The 19,738-nt window shown below is 45.9% G+C and carries 16 protein-coding genes; 6 read left to right on the top strand and 10 right to left on the bottom strand.

What is annotated here, in order from left to right; translation table 11 throughout:
* Positions 1 to 137 precede the first annotated feature (137 nt).
* Positions 138 to 842: a type 1 glutamine amidotransferase gene (locus CLV93_RS18450; RefSeq protein WP_106543706.1), complete on the bottom strand. Its 705-nt coding sequence runs from the start codon at positions 840 to 842 to the stop codon at positions 138 to 140.
* Between the two features lie 148 nt (positions 843 to 990).
* Positions 991 to 3,255 (bottom strand): GH92 family glycosyl hydrolase, encoded by a 2,265-nt coding sequence (locus CLV93_RS18445; protein ID WP_106543705.1) that lies wholly within the window; start codon positions 3,253 to 3,255, stop codon positions 991 to 993.
* Between the two features lie 46 nt (positions 3,256 to 3,301).
* Between CLV93_RS18445 and CLV93_RS20325 the strand changes: the two genes are divergently transcribed.
* Positions 3,302 to 3,463, top strand: a complete 162-nt coding sequence (locus CLV93_RS20325; RefSeq protein WP_170108997.1) for a hypothetical protein — start codon at positions 3,302 to 3,304, stop codon at positions 3,461 to 3,463.
* Here the strand turns inward: CLV93_RS20325 and CLV93_RS18440 are convergent.
* Positions 3,460 to 5,826 (bottom strand): TonB-dependent receptor domain-containing protein, encoded by a 2,367-nt coding sequence (locus CLV93_RS18440; protein ID WP_170108996.1) that lies wholly within the window; start codon positions 5,824 to 5,826, stop codon positions 3,460 to 3,462. The genes CLV93_RS20325 and CLV93_RS18440 overlap by 4 nt on opposite strands.
* Before the next feature lie 181 nt (positions 5,827 to 6,007).
* Positions 6,008 to 6,883 (bottom strand): LytR/AlgR family response regulator transcription factor, encoded by an 876-nt coding sequence (locus tag CLV93_RS18435; RefSeq protein WP_106543703.1) that lies wholly within the window; start codon positions 6,881 to 6,883, stop codon positions 6,008 to 6,010.
* 277 nt (positions 6,884 to 7,160) lie between these two features.
* Between CLV93_RS18435 and CLV93_RS18430 the strand changes: the two genes are divergently transcribed.
* On the top strand, positions 7,161 to 9,932 hold the full coding sequence (locus CLV93_RS18430) for a phosphoenolpyruvate carboxylase (protein ID WP_106543702.1): 2,772 nt from the start codon (positions 7,161 to 7,163) through the stop codon (positions 9,930 to 9,932).
* 88 nt (positions 9,933 to 10,020) lie between these two features.
* On the opposite strand, the gene CLV93_RS18425 is transcribed toward CLV93_RS18430, so the two are convergent.
* The 3 genes from CLV93_RS18425 to CLV93_RS18415 all read right to left on the bottom strand — a co-directional run bounded on the left by CLV93_RS18425 (position 10,021) and on the right by CLV93_RS18415 (position 13,596).
* Entirely contained in the window at positions 10,021 to 10,863 is an 843-nt protein-coding gene (locus CLV93_RS18425) for a class I SAM-dependent methyltransferase (protein WP_106543701.1), read from the bottom strand.
* Positions 10,864 to 11,117: 254 nt separating this feature from the next.
* The gene (locus tag CLV93_RS18420) at positions 11,118 to 12,770 is read right to left on the bottom strand and encodes a S41 family peptidase (RefSeq protein ID WP_146142084.1); all 1,653 of its coding nucleotides are present in this window, start codon (positions 12,768 to 12,770) and stop codon (positions 11,118 to 11,120) included.
* Positions 12,771 to 12,963: 193 nt separating this feature from the next.
* On the bottom strand, positions 12,964 to 13,596 hold the full coding sequence (locus tag CLV93_RS18415; RefSeq protein WP_106543699.1) for an NAD(P)H-dependent oxidoreductase: 633 nt from the start codon (positions 13,594 to 13,596) through the stop codon (positions 12,964 to 12,966).
* 123 nt (positions 13,597 to 13,719) lie between these two features.
* Here CLV93_RS18415 and CLV93_RS18410 point away from each other — a divergent pair, with 123 nt between their 5' ends.
* Positions 13,720 to 14,097: a winged helix-turn-helix transcriptional regulator gene (locus tag CLV93_RS18410; protein WP_211297908.1), complete on the top strand. Its 378-nt coding sequence runs from the start codon at positions 13,720 to 13,722 to the stop codon at positions 14,095 to 14,097.
* Positions 14,098 to 14,110: 13 nt separating this feature from the next.
* Here the strand turns inward: CLV93_RS18410 and CLV93_RS18405 are convergent, their stop codons facing one another.
* A complete protein-coding gene (locus CLV93_RS18405) occupies positions 14,111 to 14,617 on the bottom strand; it encodes a GNAT family N-acetyltransferase (protein WP_106543698.1) in 507 nt (168 codons plus the stop codon).
* A gap of 236 nt (positions 14,618 to 14,853) precedes the next feature.
* Between CLV93_RS18405 and CLV93_RS18400 the strand changes: the two genes are divergently transcribed.
* Entirely contained in the window at positions 14,854 to 15,750 is an 897-nt protein-coding gene (locus tag CLV93_RS18400) for a C1 family peptidase (protein ID WP_211297907.1), read from the top strand.
* 5 nt (positions 15,751 to 15,755) lie between these two features.
* Here CLV93_RS18400 and CLV93_RS18395 read toward each other — a convergent pair whose 3' ends face one another.
* Positions 15,756 to 16,736 carry an NAD-dependent epimerase/dehydratase family protein gene (locus tag CLV93_RS18395; protein ID WP_106543696.1) on the bottom strand — a complete coding sequence of 327 codons (981 nt, stop codon included), beginning with the start codon at positions 16,734 to 16,736 and terminating at the stop codon, positions 15,756 to 15,758.
* Between the two features lie 8 nt (positions 16,737 to 16,744).
* Positions 16,745 to 17,551, bottom strand: a complete 807-nt coding sequence (locus CLV93_RS18390; RefSeq protein ID WP_106543695.1) for an SDR family NAD(P)-dependent oxidoreductase — start codon at positions 17,549 to 17,551, stop codon at positions 16,745 to 16,747.
* A gap of 265 nt (positions 17,552 to 17,816) precedes the next feature.
* Between CLV93_RS18390 and CLV93_RS18385 the strand changes: the two genes are divergently transcribed.
* Both CLV93_RS18385 and CLV93_RS18380 read left to right on the top strand, forming a co-directional pair.
* Entirely contained in the window at positions 17,817 to 18,191 is a 375-nt protein-coding gene (locus CLV93_RS18385) for a hypothetical protein (protein WP_170288144.1), read from the top strand.
* Between the two features lie 89 nt (positions 18,192 to 18,280).
* On the top strand, positions 18,281 to 19,735 hold the full coding sequence (locus CLV93_RS18380) for a TrkH family potassium uptake protein (RefSeq protein ID WP_106543693.1): 1,455 nt from the start codon (positions 18,281 to 18,283) through the stop codon (positions 19,733 to 19,735).
* Positions 19,736 to 19,738: the final 3 nt, after the last annotated feature.

The raw sequence follows: 19,738 nt of genomic DNA, 5'->3' as shown, positions 1-19,738 counted from the left end.
AGGGTAAAAAGCAACTGGATCAAATTTTTAACTAATAATAGTTGTCTGGTTTAGTTGTGTCTAAAGTAATTTATTTTTTGTTTGTTGTGTGATGTAATCACCTGTTTTATAATATAAATTGAGCCTGACAGGTACAACTAAAAAACATTGGAGACCAATCTGTCGAGAATGGTAAACATCAAATCATTATTCTGAGGAATGAGCTGTTGGTGAGCCAGAATTTCTTCTGCACTTTGGATATACTTTCCGTCAGTCAATTCTTCTTTTCCGTGTTTTACCATTTCGTTTAGGCTTTCCGGAGTAACTTCAAAGTGAAACTGAAGTGCCAGCACATGGTCACGAATGAAAGCTTGGTTCACGCAGCCTTCCGATTGAAAAAGGTGATGGGCACCGGCAGGCAGTTCGAAGGTATCGCCGTGCCAGTGAAAAACGGGAAATGTTTCATCGAAACCTTCCAGTAACCTGGATTGGTGGCCTTGTTCGGTCAAAGAGATATCGAACCAACCAATTTCTTTTTCCCGGTTTGGATAGACTTTAGCACCCATAGCATGCGCAATGAGCTGAGAACCCAGACAAATGCCCAGAACTGTTTTATTCGCATCGATGGCCTTTCGGATGAACTGTCTTTCTTCAGTTAACCATGGATATTCCTTATCGTCGTAAATTCCCATCGGGCCACCCATGACAATCAGCATATCGAAATCGGAAAGAGAGGGAAGCTCATCGTTCTCGAAGAAGCGGGTGACAGTTGATGGATGGTGGTTTTGGGTTATCCATTGTTCGATGCAACCAAGGTCTTCGAACGGAACATGTTGCAAGTAGTGAATGCGAATCGGTTTCATGGTTTGCTGAGATTAAAATCGCAATTGGGTTAAATAATGATTTTAAAGATAGCAGAAAAGACCAACGTAACTAGCTGTAATATTGGGAAAGGTGGAGAAACATCAGATGGTCCCGTATCAATGAGGTGACCATCTGATGTTCTGTTTTTTATTCCATATCAGACAGAGAAGGAGGTAGGTTCTCTTTCCCGAAATCGGATGGTTTGGGCCCCATAACAAACCGAAGTTTTCCTCCGTCGGCAATTTCGCTGTGGCGGAACCAGGCCCTGTTTAAAGGCTTGCCGTTCAGCGTAGCCGATTGGATATATCGGTTCTTCTCAGAAAGATTGGACGCAATGACTTCCAGTTGTTTGCCATCGCCTAAATCAAGTACAGCGCGATGAAAATGAGGGGCTGTGATGAGATAGACATCCTGACCAGCATTGGGGTAAAAACCAACGGTATTGAACACTAACCAGGCTGACATAGAGCCGGAATCGTCGTTGCCGGGAATCCCGTCGCGAGCCGATGTATAATGCTTCTGAATGATCTCGCGAATGCGGTCGCTGCTTTTGTATTGATAGCCGGCATAGGTGTACAGACAAGGTGTAAAGAAACTGGGCTCGTTGTCGACCCGGTAGTTTGGGCCGGTAAAGAAAGTATCCAGCCTTTTGACGAACGTTTCCGCGCCACCGCAACTGTCAATCAGTGCCTGTGCGTCTTGCGGGACATAAAAAGAATATTCCCATGCATCGGCTTCATAGAAGAAGTTGCCCCAGCTGCCGGCCTTTGTTGTAGAGAAATCCTCGACCCACGAACCGTCTCTGCGCTTGGGCCAAATGAAGCCGCTTACGCCGCTATCGTTTACCTGTCGTCGCCATAAATTGGGCCAGTTGGATGCCCGTTTCCGGTATTTCTCATAGTCGGCTTTTTTGCCTAGTCCTTTTGCCACCTGAGCAATGGCCCAATCGTTGGCTGAGTATTCAACTGTTCGCGTTCCGGCTCGGTCATAGAGCTTGGGCGTATGCAGTGTGGGAGATTTCCCTTTCGGTTCGTATTCGGCGGGTACATACCCCAACTTGATGTATTCGTTAATGCCACCGCGACCATCGGTTTGCTGGTTGCCACCCGGTGGAATTTCCGCATCTTCTATCATCGCTTCGTATCCGGTTTGATAATCAATGCCTTTCAGACCTTTCAGGAACGCGTCGGCAACGACCATATCGCAGTTGCTGCCGCCCTGGGTACGTCCGGTTTGGTTACCGCTTCGGGAATCGGGCATGTAGCCTTCGTAACGGTAAATGTCGATCAGTGAGCGAACGATATCTCTCTCCCGGTTGGGCTGAATGAGTGTCAGCAAGGGATTCGTTGCTCTGAAGGTATCCCAGATGGCGTAGAAGTCGTCGTAATACGGTTCATCGGAGTGCCATTTCGGATTCTCTCCGGTCCGGTCAACCGGCATCAGCATCGCGTGGTACATTGCAGTGTAGAAAACTTTTTTCATATCATCCGAAGCGCCTTCCACATGAATTGTATTCAAAACCTTATTCCAGGTTTGAACAGCATCCTGATGTACTTTGTCAAAATCCCATCCCGGGACTTCCTGTCGCAGATTGGCCAGTGCTTTTCCGCAACTGATGAAAGAGATGCCTACTTTTACCTGTATGGCTTTTTTACTTCCATTCCCAAAAAAGAACCAGGCACCTGTTTTTTCTCCGCTATCGTATTCTGATGCTTTTTCTGGAGAGTCGGTATCTCCTTTCCATGTTCCGAATGATTTGGCCGGCGTATCGAAAACGGCAGAGAAGAAAACGGTGTATTCGCCGCCTTTGTTCCATCCGCCTCTCACGCGGGTGTACCCCTGAATCAGCGTATCGGAAACGACTTTGATTTCTGAGCCAATAAGCTGTTGGGCTTCACCACAACAATGGTGTTCCCCCAGCATGCTGCCGGCATCGACGAGAATGCCACGTTCGTTCGTATTACCGAATGTGTACCGGTGAAAACCGACGCGCCTGCTGACGGTCATCTCGGCTTTGATGTCATAATTAGTCAGATCAACGGCAAAATAACCCGGACTGGCCTGTTCATTGGATGGTTGTGATTGAATTTCCCCTGGTTGAAAAGGTCCGGTGAACGGCATTACCAGAATGTTTCCGTATTTCGGACCTCCGCCGGTTCCACTTACGTGAACATGGCTGAAACCATGGATCACGCCTCCGGGAACATAACCGGAATTGGAACTTTTGTCGCTGCAATCGGGGCCCAGCTTGACCATTCCGAACGGCAGCGAAGCGCCCGGGAATACATCACCCGCACCTTCCGTTCCAATAAACGGATCGACAAATGACGTAAGTTGTTCAGTTGGTGGCTGTCCTTTTAAGGTCAGTACGATGCCTGCAATCAGCATCGGGAGAAGCAAGATTTTTTTCATTACCTGTGGCTTTCTTGTTTATGGTGTTTATTAGTTTTTGTAAAACATGGATTTAAGCTTGACAGGTTTTGGTTTGGATTGGCGTAAAGGTAACGAATGGAATGAAAAGATTGTTTATGGGAGAGTGATCCGGAAGGCTGAGTTATCTGCTTCTGATATTGGTTGCCTCCCGGATGAATTTTCAATTCTTGACGCTCCATTTGGTTAGAATCCTTTTTTCGGAGTCCGATCGAGTTTTTCTGTTTCCCGCTGAATGGTGTGGACTTTTTTCCCGGAACTAAACTGATAGCGGATAGAAAACCAAACGGGAATTTTGGGCAGAATAATGTTTCCTTCTGAACGTCGGTAGAAATTTGCACCGTATGTTTTTTCTCCGTCATATTCGAAAGAGTGTTTGAACGGTAATCCGCTTATAATGCCCAGCTTTAGTTTCTTTTTGATGGACTTCTCCACTGAAACGAAGTAAAGGGCGTCGCTCAAATATATATTCTGTACGTCAGTTTGCGGATGATAATATTGCATCCGGAAAGTGGCTGTCCAGTTGTGGTTGAAAGACGCAATGGCGGATAACCCCATTTGGTAGGTGATTTTCTTTTTCTCTGCAATTTGATATTGACGGGCAATTGCATTGGGGCTGGTGTGGTATCGGAATACTTTGATGTAAGGATTGAATGCGAGTATTTTACCCAACTTCAACGCTCCGCTTAGTTGTACACCCAGTTGCTTGATTTCACCTGCATTGTAGATGTTGGTTTGAAACAGGTTCGAATCATTCACCAGGGTCAACCGGTTGATGGCATTGGTATAATGACTATAAAAGAGCCGGGTGGAGAGGAAATTGTTGCCAAGCCTCATCGAGTAATCGAGAAACAGGTCCTGATTGAATTGTGGTTTCAACGCAGGATTTCCGCTTTGTAGACTGAACGGGTCATTCTGCGATACGTACGGGTTCAGCTGATAGATGTTAGGACGATAGATGGAACGACGATAAGAGAGTTTTAGGCTCTTTGTTTTCGTGAGTTTGTAGTTCAACGAAGCTGATGGGAGCCACGACCAGCTATGATGCGTAAAATGACCCGAGAAATCGTTGGTCGATTGCTCCACGCGCAGTCCGGCATTGATCTGGACATAGTCTTTGGCATAGGAGAGTGAACCGTAACCTGCCAGAATATTTTCGCGGTAGCGGAAAGATTCGGATTGCCGATCTGCCATTGATTTTAATATGCCTTTTACTCCGGACTGCAGTTTGAGATGGTCTGCAAGAGGGGAGCTGAAGTCGACTTTAATGCTGGTCGAGTGCTGTCGGGGCCTGACGATATTGGTTTGTTCCCTGGCCCCACCTTCGGATGAAGAATCATAAGCGTATGTAGTGGCATTGTGAGCGGTGAGATAATAGTAGCTGGCGTCCAGGGTCAGCTCCTGGCCGGGGTGACTGAACAGATGTTTGTAGTAAAGCGAACTAAAGAACTTGTGGTTTCGGTCATTATCAGTTTTCTTCGCGTGCCAGTATTTCTGTTGCGCCTGATTGACCTTCGATTGCAACGTCACGGTTCCGTTATGTTCGCTGGAATACGGATTGTAAAACGTGTACAGGTTGAACTGGTTCTGTTTGTTCAGGAAATAGTCAATGCCGAAATTAAACCGGTGCGACCAGTTGTTCTGCATTAGGTCCTGCTGTGAAGTAATGGTAGTTGTTTGCTGCGGCTTACTAATTTCACGATAGCTGTTATTAACGATGGGGAAATTACTGACCTGTCCGCTGTAAGACGTTTGCAGGCTGAACTTTTTTCCACCGTAATTGAGTCCGTATCCCGGAAAAATGTAGACAACATTCGGGGAAGTCGGAATTTCGGCATGCACGTAACCGTTGACACCGGTTCTTTTGTGTTTCAGAATGATATTGATGACACCCGAAACACTTGCATCATACTTCGAACCCGGCATGGTATTCACTTCCACCTTGTCGATCTGACTGGCGTCGAGTTGCCGGATGAAACCGGTGTCTCGTTCTTTCCCGTCTACCAGCAACAGGATGTTTTGATTTCCTTCGAGAGAGAGATGTTGACTGAAATCGAGTTGGACACCGGGAACGTACTTCAATACATCGAGACCGGTATTCGATGCATCTTTTATTTTCTGATTGATGAAATACGTTGTTTTGTCCGGTTCAGCTTTGGCTTTGATGCGTTCGCCGATGGCCACTGCTTCTCCTAATTTGACCGATGCTGCCTGCAATAGAATGGTACCGGTGTGATAATTTTCCTGACTGGTTAGATCAATCTTACGGGTTACGGTTTGGTACCCCATAAAGCTGACGCGAAGATCATATTCACCCGAGGCTACTTTCGTGATAGCAAAATGTCCGTCGGTTCCACTGACTGTTCCGGTTATTAATAAAGAATCGTTCGCGTTGTAAAGCGAAATGGTGGCGTAAGGTATGGATTGCTCGCTTTTACCATCTTTCACCTGACCGGTGATGGAATGTGCGAAAAGGTTTTGAACGCTCATCAACCCGACAATTGCTAATAAAAGGATTTTTGAGATGCTTGCTGCATTGAAAAAACGTGTCATTGTTCCCTGAAATTTTAAGTTTTGCGTGAAGTCTTTCATGCAAATTGAGGAAACTCGTTTTCTCCTTCCAAGAACTTGGGGTATACAGCAAGAATTTGTGATAAGTGGTCTGAGATACCTGTAAAATCAGCTGGTTTGTGTGACGAAAAACAAAAATCTGTGACCAGTGGTAAAGCTGGATTTAGGCTTTGAGCGGAAAAAGTTCATCGAATTTGGCCACATTTTGTCGCGAAACCGGTATCTCGGTAGAAAGACCTTCCAGGTTTAGATGGTAGCCTGAAGTGTTTCCATTCTTCCCGGTAATTTTTTCCAGGTTGACGATGAAAGAGCGGTGTGTTCGGAAAAAATGAGGCTGACCGGTGAGTTGCTGTTCCACCTGCCTGATGGAGTTGCGAATGATTTTCTTACTGATTTCACTCTCTTCATTCAGGTAAAACATCACATAGTTACCGTCGGATTCGGCGTAAAGAAATTGGCTTGGATAAAATTCTAACGTTTCCTTTTTCAGTTTCGATTTGATTTGGATCATCTCTTCAGCAATATCAACTGGGTTCGCTTCTATTTCTGTAGAGTATGTGCTTTCAGTACTGCGATGATGAACTTTCTGAGAGATATTGATAATCAATGAAAACAGGAAGGGAAGGCTTCCGATTAAATACGCATTTGTCTGGGACCCAATGAAATTATGAAATGTCCATTGGGGAGTTTGTGGGTCGATAAGAGAAGCACTGAAATAGATTCCTAACCCGATTCCGAAAAGAATAATCAATATAGACAGGATTTCTTTTACAAGTGTCCACTCTTCCTCTGAGTGAAAATAGGGAACTAATTTCAGGAAATAAGTTAACAGATAAACGGTAATACCCGCTACAAAACAATATAGTCCCATCAGTTGAGGATAGGAAAAAATCTGGTTGCCATGGAAATTAAGCGGGTCATACAACATGGTAAACAGAAACGAAAAAAGAGTAACGATGACGGCCCCTCTGAACGGATATTTAATGAGGTAGTTCTGCGGAAATCTTCCGGTGATCCAATGGTAAAATCGATTTTCCATTCAAAATTAATTACTCTTCTTCAACGATGACTGACAGTAAAAACGGTGGCCCGAATGTCAAAAGTACCCAATTATATGTTTTGTTGAAAATCAAACCTCGTTTCTCAGTCAGAACCCACTGTTTCGGTAGCTATTTTTAGTCACTGGAAAAGTGATAAAACGCAATGGCTTACAGAAATTCGCCAACGCGGGGGCGTCTGTTCAAATATCCAATTTCAAATCATTTTGAACTGTTCATAATTTCAGATGTTTAGTTCCTTAGAAAATTGCGATGACTATGAAAACTGTATTCACCGAAGTGAGGAACGCGCTGGGAAGGCCGTATGAAGATCTGGATTTTTTGTTGACTTGCTTTCGCGAAGTGCTTGAAGAGAGCGATAAGCAGGCCATTGTTCCTTATATTCCCTGGATTAGTTCCGATGAACAACCTCCCGAAGAAGTACTTCTGAGTAACGATTACATTCACATGCTTTCGATGAGCTTTCAGCTGGTCAATCTGGTGGAAGTGAATGGAGCTGTGCAAAGCCGACGAGCCAGGGAAGATCGGGATATGAGTTCGGTGAACGGATTATGGTCAGCGAATTTTAAATTGCTGAAGGAAAAAGGAGTCACGGAAGACCAAATTCTGGAAGTATTGCCCAATGTGCTGGTCGAGCCTGTATTAACAGCACATCCTACCGAGGCAAAACGAACCGTCGTGTTGCAGGAATACCGCCGTTTGTACCTGTTGTTGGTTCGTCGTGAAAACAAGATGTACACGCATATCGAGCGGGAAGATATCCGTGACGAGATCAAGCAAATCCTGCACCGGTTGTGGAACATCGACGAGATTTACATCGAAAAGCCCCGGTTGGAATCGGAGCTCGATAATATTCTGCACTACTTCACTAACGTCTTCCCCGATGTGGTGGTCTTCCTCGACAAGCGGTTGCGGCAGGCCTGGCGAGAATCTGGATTTGATGTAGCTAAGCTGAATGATACTGATTTGTTCCCGGGATTGTCATTCGGAAACTGGGTCGGTGGTGATCGCGACGGCCATCCACTGGTAACACCCAAAATCACCCGCATGACGTTGAATAAACTGCGCATTCACGCTTTTGTGATTGTCAAGAAAGAATTGCTAACGCTGGCGCAGAAACTGAGTATTTACATCAGTTTGCACGGGGCAGGAGAGGATTTTGCTTCAAGATTGGGACAATTGGTTTCAGAGTTGGGAACTTCGGGAGACGAAGTCCTGAAAGAAAACCAGAACGAGATATTCAAAGCCTACGTCATGTTGTTGCTGCACAAGTTGCCCATTGATGTGACGCAGGAATATAACATGGCACTGGAAGATGCTGAAAACCGGTATCGCTCCTCCGAACAACTGGTAGCGGATTTAGATATTCTCTCACAGGAACTGGAAAGTTTTGGTATTCCCGAAATTGCACATGTCGATGTGGGACGCTGCAAGCGACTGCTCAATGTATTCGGTTTTCACCTGGCGCAGCTCGATATTCGTCAGAATAGTCAGTTTCACGAGAAAGCCCTGGAGCAGTTAGTTGCTGCGTCTCTGGGGGTGGACGCCGGAGCTGATTCACTTGCTGAACAAAAAGACAAGCGTCAGTTTTTGGATGCCGAATTGAAGATGAACCGGCCTTTCTTGCTGGAACATTCAGGAACCGGCAACGAAGCCCGCAATGTTGTCGAGACGCTACAGGTCGTGAAGAATCACATTAGTCGTTATAGTTCACGCTCCATTGGTAAGCTCATCATCAGTATGACCCGAAACGCCGAAGATTTGCTCACGGTTTATCTCTTCATGCGCGAGGCAGGACTCACGATTGAATACAACAATGCGTTGGCAGCCAAGCTGCCGGTGGTACCGCTTTTCGAAACCATCGGTGACCTGAAGGCGAGCCCACAGATTCTGGATGACTATCTGAGCCATCCAGTGGTGAAGAACAGTCTGGAATTGCAGCGCGAACGTACCAAAGCCAATGCCCTCTATCAGGATGTGATGGTCGGGTACAGCGATAGTAACAAGGACGGTGGTATTTTGGCGAGCTCGTGGTTTTTGAACGAAGCTCAGCGCCACCTCACCGAAGTAGGAAAGAAGCACGGGGTTGTCGTTCGGTTTTTCCACGGTAAAGGAGGAAGTATTAGTCGTGGCTCGGGACCGCTGCACTGGTTCATCAAAACGCTTCCGTACGGTTCCATTAACGGACAATTCCGGGTAACCGAACAGGGCGAAACCATCGAGCGGAAATATGCCAACCTGGTCAACGCGGCTTACAACCTAGAATTGATGCTGGCGAGTGTCACGGCACAGACAGCGTTGCACAAGTTTCTTCCTTCCGGGAATGGAGATGTGGCCGGTTTGTTCCGCAAGTTGGGAGAGCGCGGACAGTATTATTACCATGAGTTGATTTCGGATCCCGATTTCATCCAATTCTTTTCGCAGGCGACCCCCATCGATGTGATTGAATCGAGTAAGATTGGCTCGCGACCGGCCCGTCGTACGGGTAAGCGTTCCATCGAAGATTTGCGGGCCATCCCGTGGGTATTCAGCTGGGCGCAGTCGCGGTTCAACATTACCAGCTGGTATGGTGTGGGCTCTACGCTGAAAGAGATGCAGACCAATGACAAGGAAGAGTATGCGAAACTTTGTCAATTAGTAAAATACGATCCGTTCGTACGGTATGTAATGACCAACCTCGACTCGAGTCTGGCGTCTACCGATGAGCGCATCATGGCAAAATATGCTGCCCTGGTAGAGGATGTCGATGTTCGGGAACGGATGATGGCTAAAATGGTAGCCGAGTTCGAGTTGACCCAAAATATGCTTTCTGATCTGTTGAAAATTCCTATTCATGAACGTCGGAAGAATCACTATTATTCCACCATGCTTCGCGCGGAAGCATTGGCGCATCTCCACGATGCCCAGATTGAGCTGCTCAGTAAATGGCGGACTGCCAAAAAGGACAACCTTCCGGATGAAGATCAGTACCTGTTTGCGCTCCTGCAATGTGTGAACGCCATCGCCAATGCGTTGGGAACAACGGGATGATGACTCCGGAAATAGTAACGTATTCAAGAAATAGAAAGGCAGCCCAATCAGGCTGCCTTCGTTCTTAGAATGAAATGTATTCTTTTGCTCATACCTTGATGGCCTGACAAAAGGTAACGTTTTCACCGCTCCAGGGATCGTTTCCGGGCAGCACGTTTTCGTGAAAGCTGATGGATTGAAAGCCATGTTTGCTCAGCATTCCGCTCAAATCACTATGCGAGAACAGATGTGTCCAGAAACGGTAAACATCGCTTTTATCCTGCTCGTCGACGACGATGTGTTGGTATAGAATGACCTTTTCTTCCGGATAAAGAAACGATTCCGAAAGTACCAGGTAGGGCTCCGGTTTCCAGAAGCCTCCGGCAGATGCATCCCACGTTTTGGGTGTGGGCTTCTTTTCCGGTTCGTTGTCGTTGAGTACGTCGAAGATGAATTTGCCATCGGGCTTCAACACCCGATGAACCAGGTTGAGGAGTTTTTCCCGGTCATCCGGCAACAACACGCCAAAGTCGGTGTAAATCAGGATGACTAAATCAAATTGGTTGGCCTCCAGTTCCAGCGCTGTATAATCAGCCTGCAGGTAGGTAATGTTGAGCTGTTTGCGATGTGCTTCTTCGCGGGCATACGCTATGGAATTCTCCGAAAAGTCAACACCGGTGACCTTGTGGCCTTTGTTGGCCAATTGCTCTGCATACAAGCCGGGACCACATCCCAAATCCAGGATGTTCAGTGACTTCTTTTCGGATTGTTTGAGCATCCAGTCAACAGTTTGCAGAATTGTCGACTTTTTTCGGCTTCCCAGGTCAATTTCCTCGTTGAGGTGAATTTGTAACACTTGCTTTGAAATGTACGGATCCGTCCACATCACGGCGGAACCTTTCTCATATAACGATGGCATCTGAGCTTTCGCCAGTATATCTGTGATTGTCATAACTTTTTATTTAATGTGTGATGGTTTATGTGCGAATAGCCACACACAACCTGAATCATAAATTGTAAAATGATGGAGTCAGAAGAGCATGTAAGATGAAGATAGCAACTTAAACGCTGTTACCTGGCTCTTCTTTGTTTTCCCGGAAGGGAGTTGGGTGATATCGTTATTTTGTTTTCAAAGCGTTACAAAGGTAGAGCTTTCTGGCCATTTTCGCCAGAAATCGGTGGTTTTTGATTTTCGGTCAACGATGTTTAGTCGGTAGCTCCGGCTAATTTAAGCGCATATTCCAATACGGCATCCCGCCCGTCGATAATGTCCTGCTGAGTTAATTCTACAGGATAATCAGGGATAATTCCCCGCTTCGGGTCCATATTTTTAACCGCGGCGGTATATCGTCTCACACGCGCCGTCCCGACCATGATCCGGGTATGCTTCAATGGAGGGTAAGTCGCATTGCCGGTACAGGTGTAAGTGGCCCCTATCTCGGTACCGATAAACTTGCCCACCTGATGATATTTCAGTAGTCCGCAAAAATGGCCTGTGGTGGAAAAGCCGTTTCCGTCGATAAGGGTAAATAACTTGCCTTGATAGGGAAAGGCTGGTTGAGGGACTGGATTCGCCAGCGTATCATATTTACCGTAGTGGTCCTCGAAATAAGGTACTGGCTCAGGTTCCAGATAAGCCCAGAGGTACGAGGAACAAAAGGGATCGCCGCCGCCGTTTCCCCGTAGGTCAAGTATCAGGTTCCCGATTGCATTTTTCTCGATTACCTGAAAAACACTATCAACGAAACTCCGGAACATACCTACCCGGCTGTAATAGCCAAAAGTATTGATGGTTAAAACGCCCGCGTTGGTTCCTTCGATTTCTTTAAATGATAGTTCCGTATGTTTCGTTTTGCTTTTATCAACGGCCTCTTTGGAAACTGGCTGAAGGAACGCCACTTGCTTTTGTCGCTTTCCCGGAACTAAATATTCTATCTGAAAAGTATCCTGAAAGCCATAGGCATGGGCATATTTAATGGCGAAATTCTGGGTGGCTTTGGTGAGCCGGTATGAGTGGTTGAAACCATCGGCTGAAGTGAGAGCAGCCAACTGGTTGATAAGAGCAGATATTGGCATTTGGTTGATAATGAGTAGTTCGCTGCCGATCGGAATTTCTTCTTTGTTATCGTAGCTGCCGGTTACGTAGGTTTTCCCTTCCGCTGCTTGCAACTTCAGAGGAAACAATCTTTCGGGCGCCACATTCCAGTAGGCGTTTGGAATCCAAAGACTGGAATGACCACAGCCCACCTGCGAAATTACTTCGGTCATCAACATCAGGAATGTCCGGAAGTCAAGTGCTGTATCAATCCGGGAGTAGCTTAGGTCAAAGAGTGAATCAAGTACTTCTTTGGTTGTATAGTCATACAGTGCCGGGTGGGTAGTCTCAAGTATTTGGCGGAATTGCCGGAAGTCTTCCTGCAACTTCTGCTTGCTGAAGACGACCGGATAGATGAAATATTCATCGTAACGAAAATGGGCTATCGGAAGTACCATTTTTTCTTTTTCAAGAGTGAACTGCCTGTTTCCATTTCCGGGATTAGTTGGATCCGGGTTTCGTTCCCAGAAGAAATGGCCTTGCTTTTTCTCAATCACAAATTTGTAGGAAATGGTGTCTCCTGCTTCCTTGTTCAGATCAAAAGTACCCTGATAAATGCGCTGTTCTGGTAACCTTTTTAACTCATGTGCTGTTCCTCTCCAGTTGTTAAATGAACCTCTGACGAATACCTTGTTACTGTCAGCCGGAGAAAGTAAACCGGCAGCTATCAGATCCTCAATATCGATTCGGAAGGTTACCAGTACTTGTCCGTAGGCGGGGGCGAGGAGGAAGAAAAGGGTTGAAAGCAGCAGGATGTTTTTCATGGCTTTCCGGTATTTCGTTAATCGTTTGGTTTGATGTAACTCTAATTTAATGAATTTGTGTCTTTTGTTGAGGTTCTTTGGTCTGTTTTGAAAAACAAAAAAACGGATGAAAAGCAGTAGCCTTCCATCCGTAGCATGAATAATCGCCAAGTATTAACCTGTGCGGTTGATTTTATGTTGCGAGATAATCTGTTTAGTTCAGCTCAATGAAAAACTTGTCTTTTGGCGTACGTACCTTTTTCATATTCACCAGCCAGTCGTTGTTTTCGTCGCGGTAGCCCAGCGGCAGAATTGTTACACTGCGCAATCCTTTTTCCTTCAGGTTGAGCAACTCATCCATGGCAGCAGCGTCGAAACCTTCCATCGGGGTGGCATCTACTTTTTGTTCAGCGGCAGCAGCAATGGCCAATCCAAAGGCGATATATGCCTGCTTGGCAGCGTGGTGGAAGTGCCACTCTTCCGGCATTTGTGAGTACATGCCCCACAGTCTTTCCCGGTAGGCATCCATCGCTGTTTCGGGCAAACCACGTTCTTTAATCGTACGGCTGAATACCTCTTTGATTTTCTCTTCGGTATAATTTTCCCATGCGGCAAAAACCAAAACATGTGATGCATCGGTGAGTTGACTTTGGTCCCAGGCAATCGGTTTCATCTTCTCTTTCAGTTCTTTATTGCTAATCACCAAAACCGAGTAGGGTTGCAGCCCTGAGGAAGACGGCGCCAACTGGGCGGCTTCCAGGATATATTGTAGTTTTTCTTCAGGAACGGCTTTGCCATTCATTTTCTTGGTGGCATAACGCCATTTCAGGTTATCATTTAAATTCATGGTAATTTTTTTTAGACCAATTAAAAACAATGGCAAAAATACACTATGTTTGCTATTGAAAAGTAACTACTATACTAAAGTATACTGGTATACCGAAGTATAGTATCAATAAATTCAATGGTTATGGCATGTGATGCAACGGTACTGGCCGAAGTGAAGATGTGTTCCAGTAACTACGTGATGGCGGTGAATGACACGATGAACGTCATCAGTGGCAAATGGAAACTGCCGATTATTGGCTCATTGCTTTATGGAAAAAAACGATTCAAAGAGTTGGAGCGTGATATCGCGAAAATAACGCCTCGCATGCTTTCGAAAGAGTTAAAGGATCTGGAGATGAACAGCATCGTGAAACGCACAGTCCACAACACGATCCCGGTAACGGTGGAATATGAATTGACTGATTCAGGCCGCCGCTTTAAAAATGTGCTGGACGTGATGGTAGAGTGGGGACTGGAACACCGCCAGGATGTGATGAGTGAAATTACTGGCGGGAAATGAGTTTCAAACTGAACTAACACTTGATAGCGTACTCAAGAAACTCCTGTCCATCCGAAGCAAATCCGTTTTTAACCCTCTTCATTCCACATTTCTCGGAAACGAGAACCGAAGCGTGATTCGCTGCATACATCCGGGCGATGAGTTGTTCTGTTTTTAGGGTACTGAAAGCATAATCGATTAAGGCCTGACAAATCTCCGTCCCGTAACCTTGTTGCCAAAAAGCGGAGTCGATGATGTAACCGAGCTCCAGCACCGATAAATCGTCGAAGGAATTGAAAAGGCCAGCTTCACCAATGATTTGGTTGGTATCTTTCAATTCTACCGCGAATATCCCGTAACCATCTTTTATGTGCTGGTTGAATTTCCGGTATTTTGCGACAAGTTCTTTTTTTGCCCAGCGATAGTTTCCATCGGAAACATACTGCATGTTTTTCTTTCGGTTGTAGATACGAAGAAGGGCGTCGAAGTCACTTTCTTCCACATTGCGAATGTTTAATCGGGCCGTTTTAAATCGAAGCATCTGTTAACTTTTTGTCTGGAATAAAAGTATAAAGGATAAGTGAATATCGATCGTTTGCTTTGTATCTTATTGGTATCGGGTACGATAAATTGTATATTTACTGTTCATCCCACATTCTTTTACATTCTCTCAACCTTTTACCAGAGGACTGCCTGAGTTTTTTCAGGCTGTTTATATCCACCCTATTTTTAACCAGATAAGAGGAGGAAGGAAAAATGTATGCAACCTATAAACAAGTGAAGTTAATTGAATGCAATCAGTTGGTTGGGACCGGATGGCTGCCGCCATTGCCCGATCTGCGGGACTATACCGAAAAGAAACCGGAAATTGCCACGATAGCTAAAAAGCTGAAACTGCCGAAAGGAAAAGAGTTGAAAGCGCTTCCGGCTAAAATGGACCTGCGGGAATGGTGCTCTCCGGTAGAAAACCAGAAAAATCTGGGTGCCTGTACGGCGCATGCGGCAGCCGGAATTATTGAATATTTTGAGAAAAAAGCGAACAACAAATATATCGATGCATCGCGCCTGTTTATTTATAAAACCACGCGAAACCTGATGCAAGTTACGGGCGATACCGGAGCCTGGTTGCGAAGCACAATGGGGGCACTGGTTCTTTGCGGTGTCCCGGACGAGAAATTCTGGCCTTACACGGATGCTAAACCGGAGTTCGACAAAGAGCCGGGTAGTTTTGTGTACGCCATTGCCGATGATTACAAAGCGATGAAATATTTCTGCCACGATCCGCAGGGGGCCAATGTTCCGGGGGATGATGTCTTGCTTGGCGTGAAGAAATACCTGGCGGCGGGAATCCCTTCGATGTTTGGCTTCTGGGGATTTGCCTCGTTTGATTCGTGTGATGTCGTTGGCGGAATTCCGTATCCGTGTCCGGGAGAACAGGCAGAATGGGGACATGCCATTGTAGCGGTGGGTTACGACGATACGAAGATGCTGAAGAATACGAAGTGCAATAAAACGACGACGGGTGCGCTACTCATCCGGAACTCGTGGGGAGCAACCTGGGGTGAGCAAGGCTACGGCTGGATGCCCTATGATTATGTGACGAATAAACTGGCCACCGATTTCTGGTCGTTACTGAACATGGCCTGGGTGGAAACGGGGCAGTTTGGGATTTGAAAGGATTAACTGAGCATGTCCTTACTCCGGAACCATTGGACCGCTTCTTCAATTGCCTGCTTAACCGGACGAAAGGTCATGCCTAGTTGTTTGCTCGCTTTTTCATTGCTGTAGTAGTTGTGAACGCAAAGACTCCGCATATTGACGGACGAAAAACTAACCGGGTAGTTGACAAAACGAAGCAGATCGCCCATATATCCAGCTGCGATTAAGATAAATTTGGGAATCGGTATCAGCAAGGGGTTGCGCCCGGTGACTTCTGCCAGTTGACGAAAGAATTCCCGATAGGAGAGGTTTTCATTGGCCATGAGGTAAGCTTCGCCTGCGATTCCATTTTCCAGGGCCAGCACCGTTCCTTTGGCCACGTCGGCTACATGTACAAAGTTCTTTCCTCCTGGCGGATAGAAAATGACCGGTTTGTTGTAGCCCATAAAAATAATTTGTCCGGAGCTGGGTTTTCCGTCGTAAGCGCCTAGCATAAATGTAGGGTTGACGACCACGACTTCCATTTGTTCCCGGTAGGCCAAAACCCGCATTTGTGCTTGCTGTTTACTTCGGGCATAGAAAGAGGAAGTAAATGGGGCTTTCATTGGAGTCGTTTCGTTCCCGGGATTTTCCTTACTTCCGTAGCCAAATGCATTGGCTGAACTGACGTAAACGAACCGTTTGATTTTGGCATCGATTGCCAGCTTGACGAGCTCTTCGGAAGCCTGAACATTCACTTTTTCATAGGCATCATAACGGAGGAAGTTTTGAGCCGTTAGTGCTGCCACATGAATGACAGACTCGCATCCTGCTAAAGCATTTTTTACGGAAGAGAAGTCGGTGATATCGTTCTCGATGAGCTCGAGATTCGGGTGTGCGGGGTATTGAAACTTTCGGCGGTCACGCAACAAGCCTTTTACGTGATACCCGTTCTCAAGTAATTCGATGATAATGTGGGTGGCCAACAGACCATTGGCACCGGTGACTAATATGGTTGGCATACATTTTCTTATTCAATTTGAAATTTCGATTCGCGCCGGAAAGCCCGGTTCAGCATGGGAAACTTGATCCACGTGGGGACAAAGCGCATGAAAAGCCAGCTCAGACGATTGCTCCAGCCCAACAGAATAAACGATTTCTTTTTCAACAGCTGGTGAATACTCCTCCGGGCTACTTCTTCCGGCGAAAGCAGTCCGATTTTCCCCAGTATTCCTTGTCGTTTGATACGTTGCGTGACGTCGTTGTTGGTTTTCATGGGGCCGGGATGCACCACGCTGACAAATACATGACTGTGTTTTAGTTCCTGGTGCAAACTGCGGGAAAAGTGTTGAATGAAGCGTTTGGATGCTGAATAAACTGCCTTGTAGGCCATCGGACAGAATGAAGCCATACTGGAAACGTTGAGGATGTAGGCTTGCTTTTGCTGCATCATGTTGGGCAACAACTGGTGGGTGATCATCGCGGTAGCCCGGATGTTTAACTGAATGATGCGATCGACATAATCAACGTTGGTTTCATGGAAACTTTCTGTTCCACCCAAACCCGCATTGTTGATGAGAATACTGATGTTGAAATTTTCATTAAGCCAGTGGGTGAGCGCTAAAAGATTTTCCTTCTTCGTCAGGTCTGTTTCATAGTAATAAGCCTTCACCCCAAGAGCTCTGCACTGTTTGGCAATGCTTTGGATATCTTCGTTGGGTAATGCTACCAGAATGGTATTGAATTGTCTTTTGGCCAGCTCTAAAGCCATGTGTTTCCCCAGTCCTTGACTGGCACCGGTCAAAAGGGCAAATGATTCACCCGTTTCTGTTGTCATATGTGGAAGTTAAATTCGTTCATTATCAGATGGTCGATACAAAACAGTAAATGGAACAGCATGCTCTTTCCATTTATCCATGTTTCACATAAACCTTGAAGTTACCAATTATTGATGCGGGGAACAAATTGAGCGGATATCTTCGTTGTTTCTTTCGGAGGCAACGAACATTATGCTCATTGTCTTGACGAAGTTGAATCTTAAATCAATGTTTAATTAATCTTATCTTACCCATTTAAGTGTTAAATTAGGCAGATGGATGGCTTTGAATAGGAAGGAAATATTCTATTTTTGCGCCGTTAAAATGAAAAGCAGGCTCATTCGACATAGTATTGTTTTCGTCATGTTTATCTGTGTTTTGCAGGTGACAGGCAAAATATATGTTCAATTTTCCGAACAATATGACGGAAACAAAGAGCCAGCGAAATCTGCTATGGTTTGGGCGCTGTTGGGTGATACCGCAGACAATCCAACTGAAGTGACTCCGGAAGTGGAGCAGCAGGCCCTTACTTTTGCACTTCCCGTCGGGGCAGAGCGAAGGTTGGCGTCCGATAGCGCATTTTGTTTCGCCTCTTCTCACGCCCTGAAAGATCATCATATCCCTTTGCATTTATCCGATTCATCGCCTCCTGCTTGTTAAAACAAGAATATTAAGCTTTTTCTAATCAATTTTGTTTTAATCGAAGTAAGCTGATTTAAGGGTGCAGGCAACTCATCTCAAACATTTGAATGAAGGATATAAACTTTAAACTGGTAACCAATACACTGGGCATTGCTTTGATTTTTGAAAGCATGTTCATGCTTGTCGATATTCCCATCTCGCTTTTGTATGGAGGTACCGATGTGTATGCTATTGCCTGGTCATTTGTGATTACGCTGGCAGTAGGCGGTACGATGGTGCTGTCGACCTATCGTAACCTGGTGAAAGAGCCTGGCTTACGTGACAGCTTTCTGGTGGTGGTACTGGTTTGGATTTTCATTTCATTGTTTGGAACATTGCCTTACCTGCTGAGTCAGTCGATTCCTCGCTTTGTTGATGCATTTTTCGAAACGGTTTCAGGATTTACCACGACTGGTTCCTCCATTCTGGTTGACATTGAAGGATTGTCGAAAGGCATTCTGTTCTGGCGTGCGGAAACGCACTGGATTGGTGGTATGGGAATTATCGTGCTGGTAATTGCTATCATGCCGTATTTCAGGGTGGGAGGACAGCATTTGATGATAGCCGAAGGTTCCTTCTTCGGAGTTGACAAAATCAAACCGCGCTTCATCGATGTAGCCAAACGTTTGTGGTTCATCTACCTCGTGCTGACGGTGGCCGAAACCATTTTACTAATGGCCGGTGGCATGGATTGGTTCGATTCGGTGTGCCATTCGTTTGCAACGGTAGCCACGGGTGGTTTTTCTACAAAGAACACCAGTGCCATGCAGTTTTCGCCGTACATTCAGTATGTGCTGATTGTTTTTATGGCCCTTTCGGGAATGAATTTCTCACTGCACTATTTCTTCTTTCATAAAAAGTGGAAAGCCGTGTTTAAAAACGAAGAGTTCCGCTTGTACTGGGGAATTCTCATCCTGGTTTCTCTCTTTCTGGCCAACGAGGTTCGCCATTTTTATCATGGCGATCTGGAGGAAGCTTTCCGCCAATCGCTCTTCCAGGTGGTTTCCATCATTACAGCAACCGGATTTTCGTCGGCTGATTACAGTCAGTGGCCGCCCATGGCCATTCTGGTGATCTTCTTTATCATGTTTATCGGGGCCAGCGTGGGGTCGACCGGTGGAGGAATTAAGGTCGCACGTCATTTGATCATGTTTAAGAATGCGCGACGTATCTTTCATAAAATGATCAGCCGACACTCCGTCGTTCAGGTTCGGTACAATAAACAGGTGGTCAGCGAGCGGGTGATCCTGAGTATCTATTCCTTCGCTTTTATTTATTTACTGACCTTCCTGGTTGGTTCTATCATCATGATGAGCACCGGCCTCGATTATAAATCGGCATTCAGCAGTGTGATTACTACGCTTGGCGGAATTGGTCCGGGATTGGGCAAGGTAGGACCCGCCAACAACTTTTCCGGAATAACCGATTTTGGGAAATACTACCTTTCGTTTAATATGATACTGGGCCGTCTGGAGATTCTTTCGGTACTGGCCATCTTCACACCGTCTTTCTATAAAACCTGATTC

The organism is Prolixibacter denitrificans (genome assembly GCF_003014495.1).
Lineage (GTDB): Bacteria > Bacteroidota > Bacteroidia > Bacteroidales > Prolixibacteraceae > Prolixibacter > Prolixibacter denitrificans.
Note: the sequence above shows the minus strand (reverse complement) of the source record. Positions and strands in the feature narration are given on the sequence as shown.

Bases quoted from the DNA above. Each gene is read 5' to 3' on its own strand.
- CLV93_RS18440 (WP_170108996.1), bottom strand. From the start codon at position 5,826: ATGACACGTTTTTTCAATGCAGCAAGCATCTCAAAAATCCTTTTATTA.
- CLV93_RS18410 (WP_211297908.1), top strand. From the start codon at position 13,720: ATGGCATGTGATGCAACGGTACTGGCCGAAGTGAAGATGTGTTCCAGT.
- CLV93_RS18425 (WP_106543701.1), bottom strand. From the start codon at position 10,863: ATGACAATCACAGATATACTGGCGAAAGCTCAGATGCCATCGTTATAT.
- CLV93_RS18405 (WP_106543698.1), bottom strand. From the start codon at position 14,617: ATGCTTCGATTTAAAACGGCCCGATTAAACATTCGCAATGTGGAAGAA.
- CLV93_RS18435 (WP_106543703.1), bottom strand. From the start codon at position 6,883: ATGGAAAATCGATTTTACCATTGGATCACCGGAAGATTTCCGCAGAAC.
- CLV93_RS18415 (WP_106543699.1), bottom strand. From the start codon at position 13,596: ATGAATTTAAATGATAACCTGAAATGGCGTTATGCCACCAAGAAAATG.
- CLV93_RS18420 (WP_146142084.1), bottom strand. From the start codon at position 12,770: ATGAAAAACATCCTGCTGCTTTCAACCCTTTTCTTCCTCCTCGCCCCC.
- CLV93_RS18450 (WP_106543706.1), bottom strand. From the start codon at position 842: ATGAAACCGATTCGCATTCACTACTTGCAACATGTTCCGTTCGAAGAC.
- CLV93_RS18390 (WP_106543695.1), bottom strand. From the start codon at position 17,551: ATGACAACAGAAACGGGTGAATCATTTGCCCTTTTGACCGGTGCCAGT.
- CLV93_RS18395 (WP_106543696.1), bottom strand. From the start codon at position 16,736: ATGCCAACCATATTAGTCACCGGTGCCAATGGTCTGTTGGCCACCCAC.
- CLV93_RS18430 (WP_106543702.1), top strand. From the start codon at position 7,161: ATGAAAACTGTATTCACCGAAGTGAGGAACGCGCTGGGAAGGCCGTAT.
- CLV93_RS18445 (WP_106543705.1), bottom strand. From the start codon at position 3,255: ATGAAAAAAATCTTGCTTCTCCCGATGCTGATTGCAGGCATCGTACTG.
- CLV93_RS18380 (WP_106543693.1), top strand. From the start codon at position 18,281: ATGAAGGATATAAACTTTAAACTGGTAACCAATACACTGGGCATTGCT.
- CLV93_RS20325 (WP_170108997.1), top strand. From the start codon at position 3,302: ATGGATTTAAGCTTGACAGGTTTTGGTTTGGATTGGCGTAAAGGTAAC.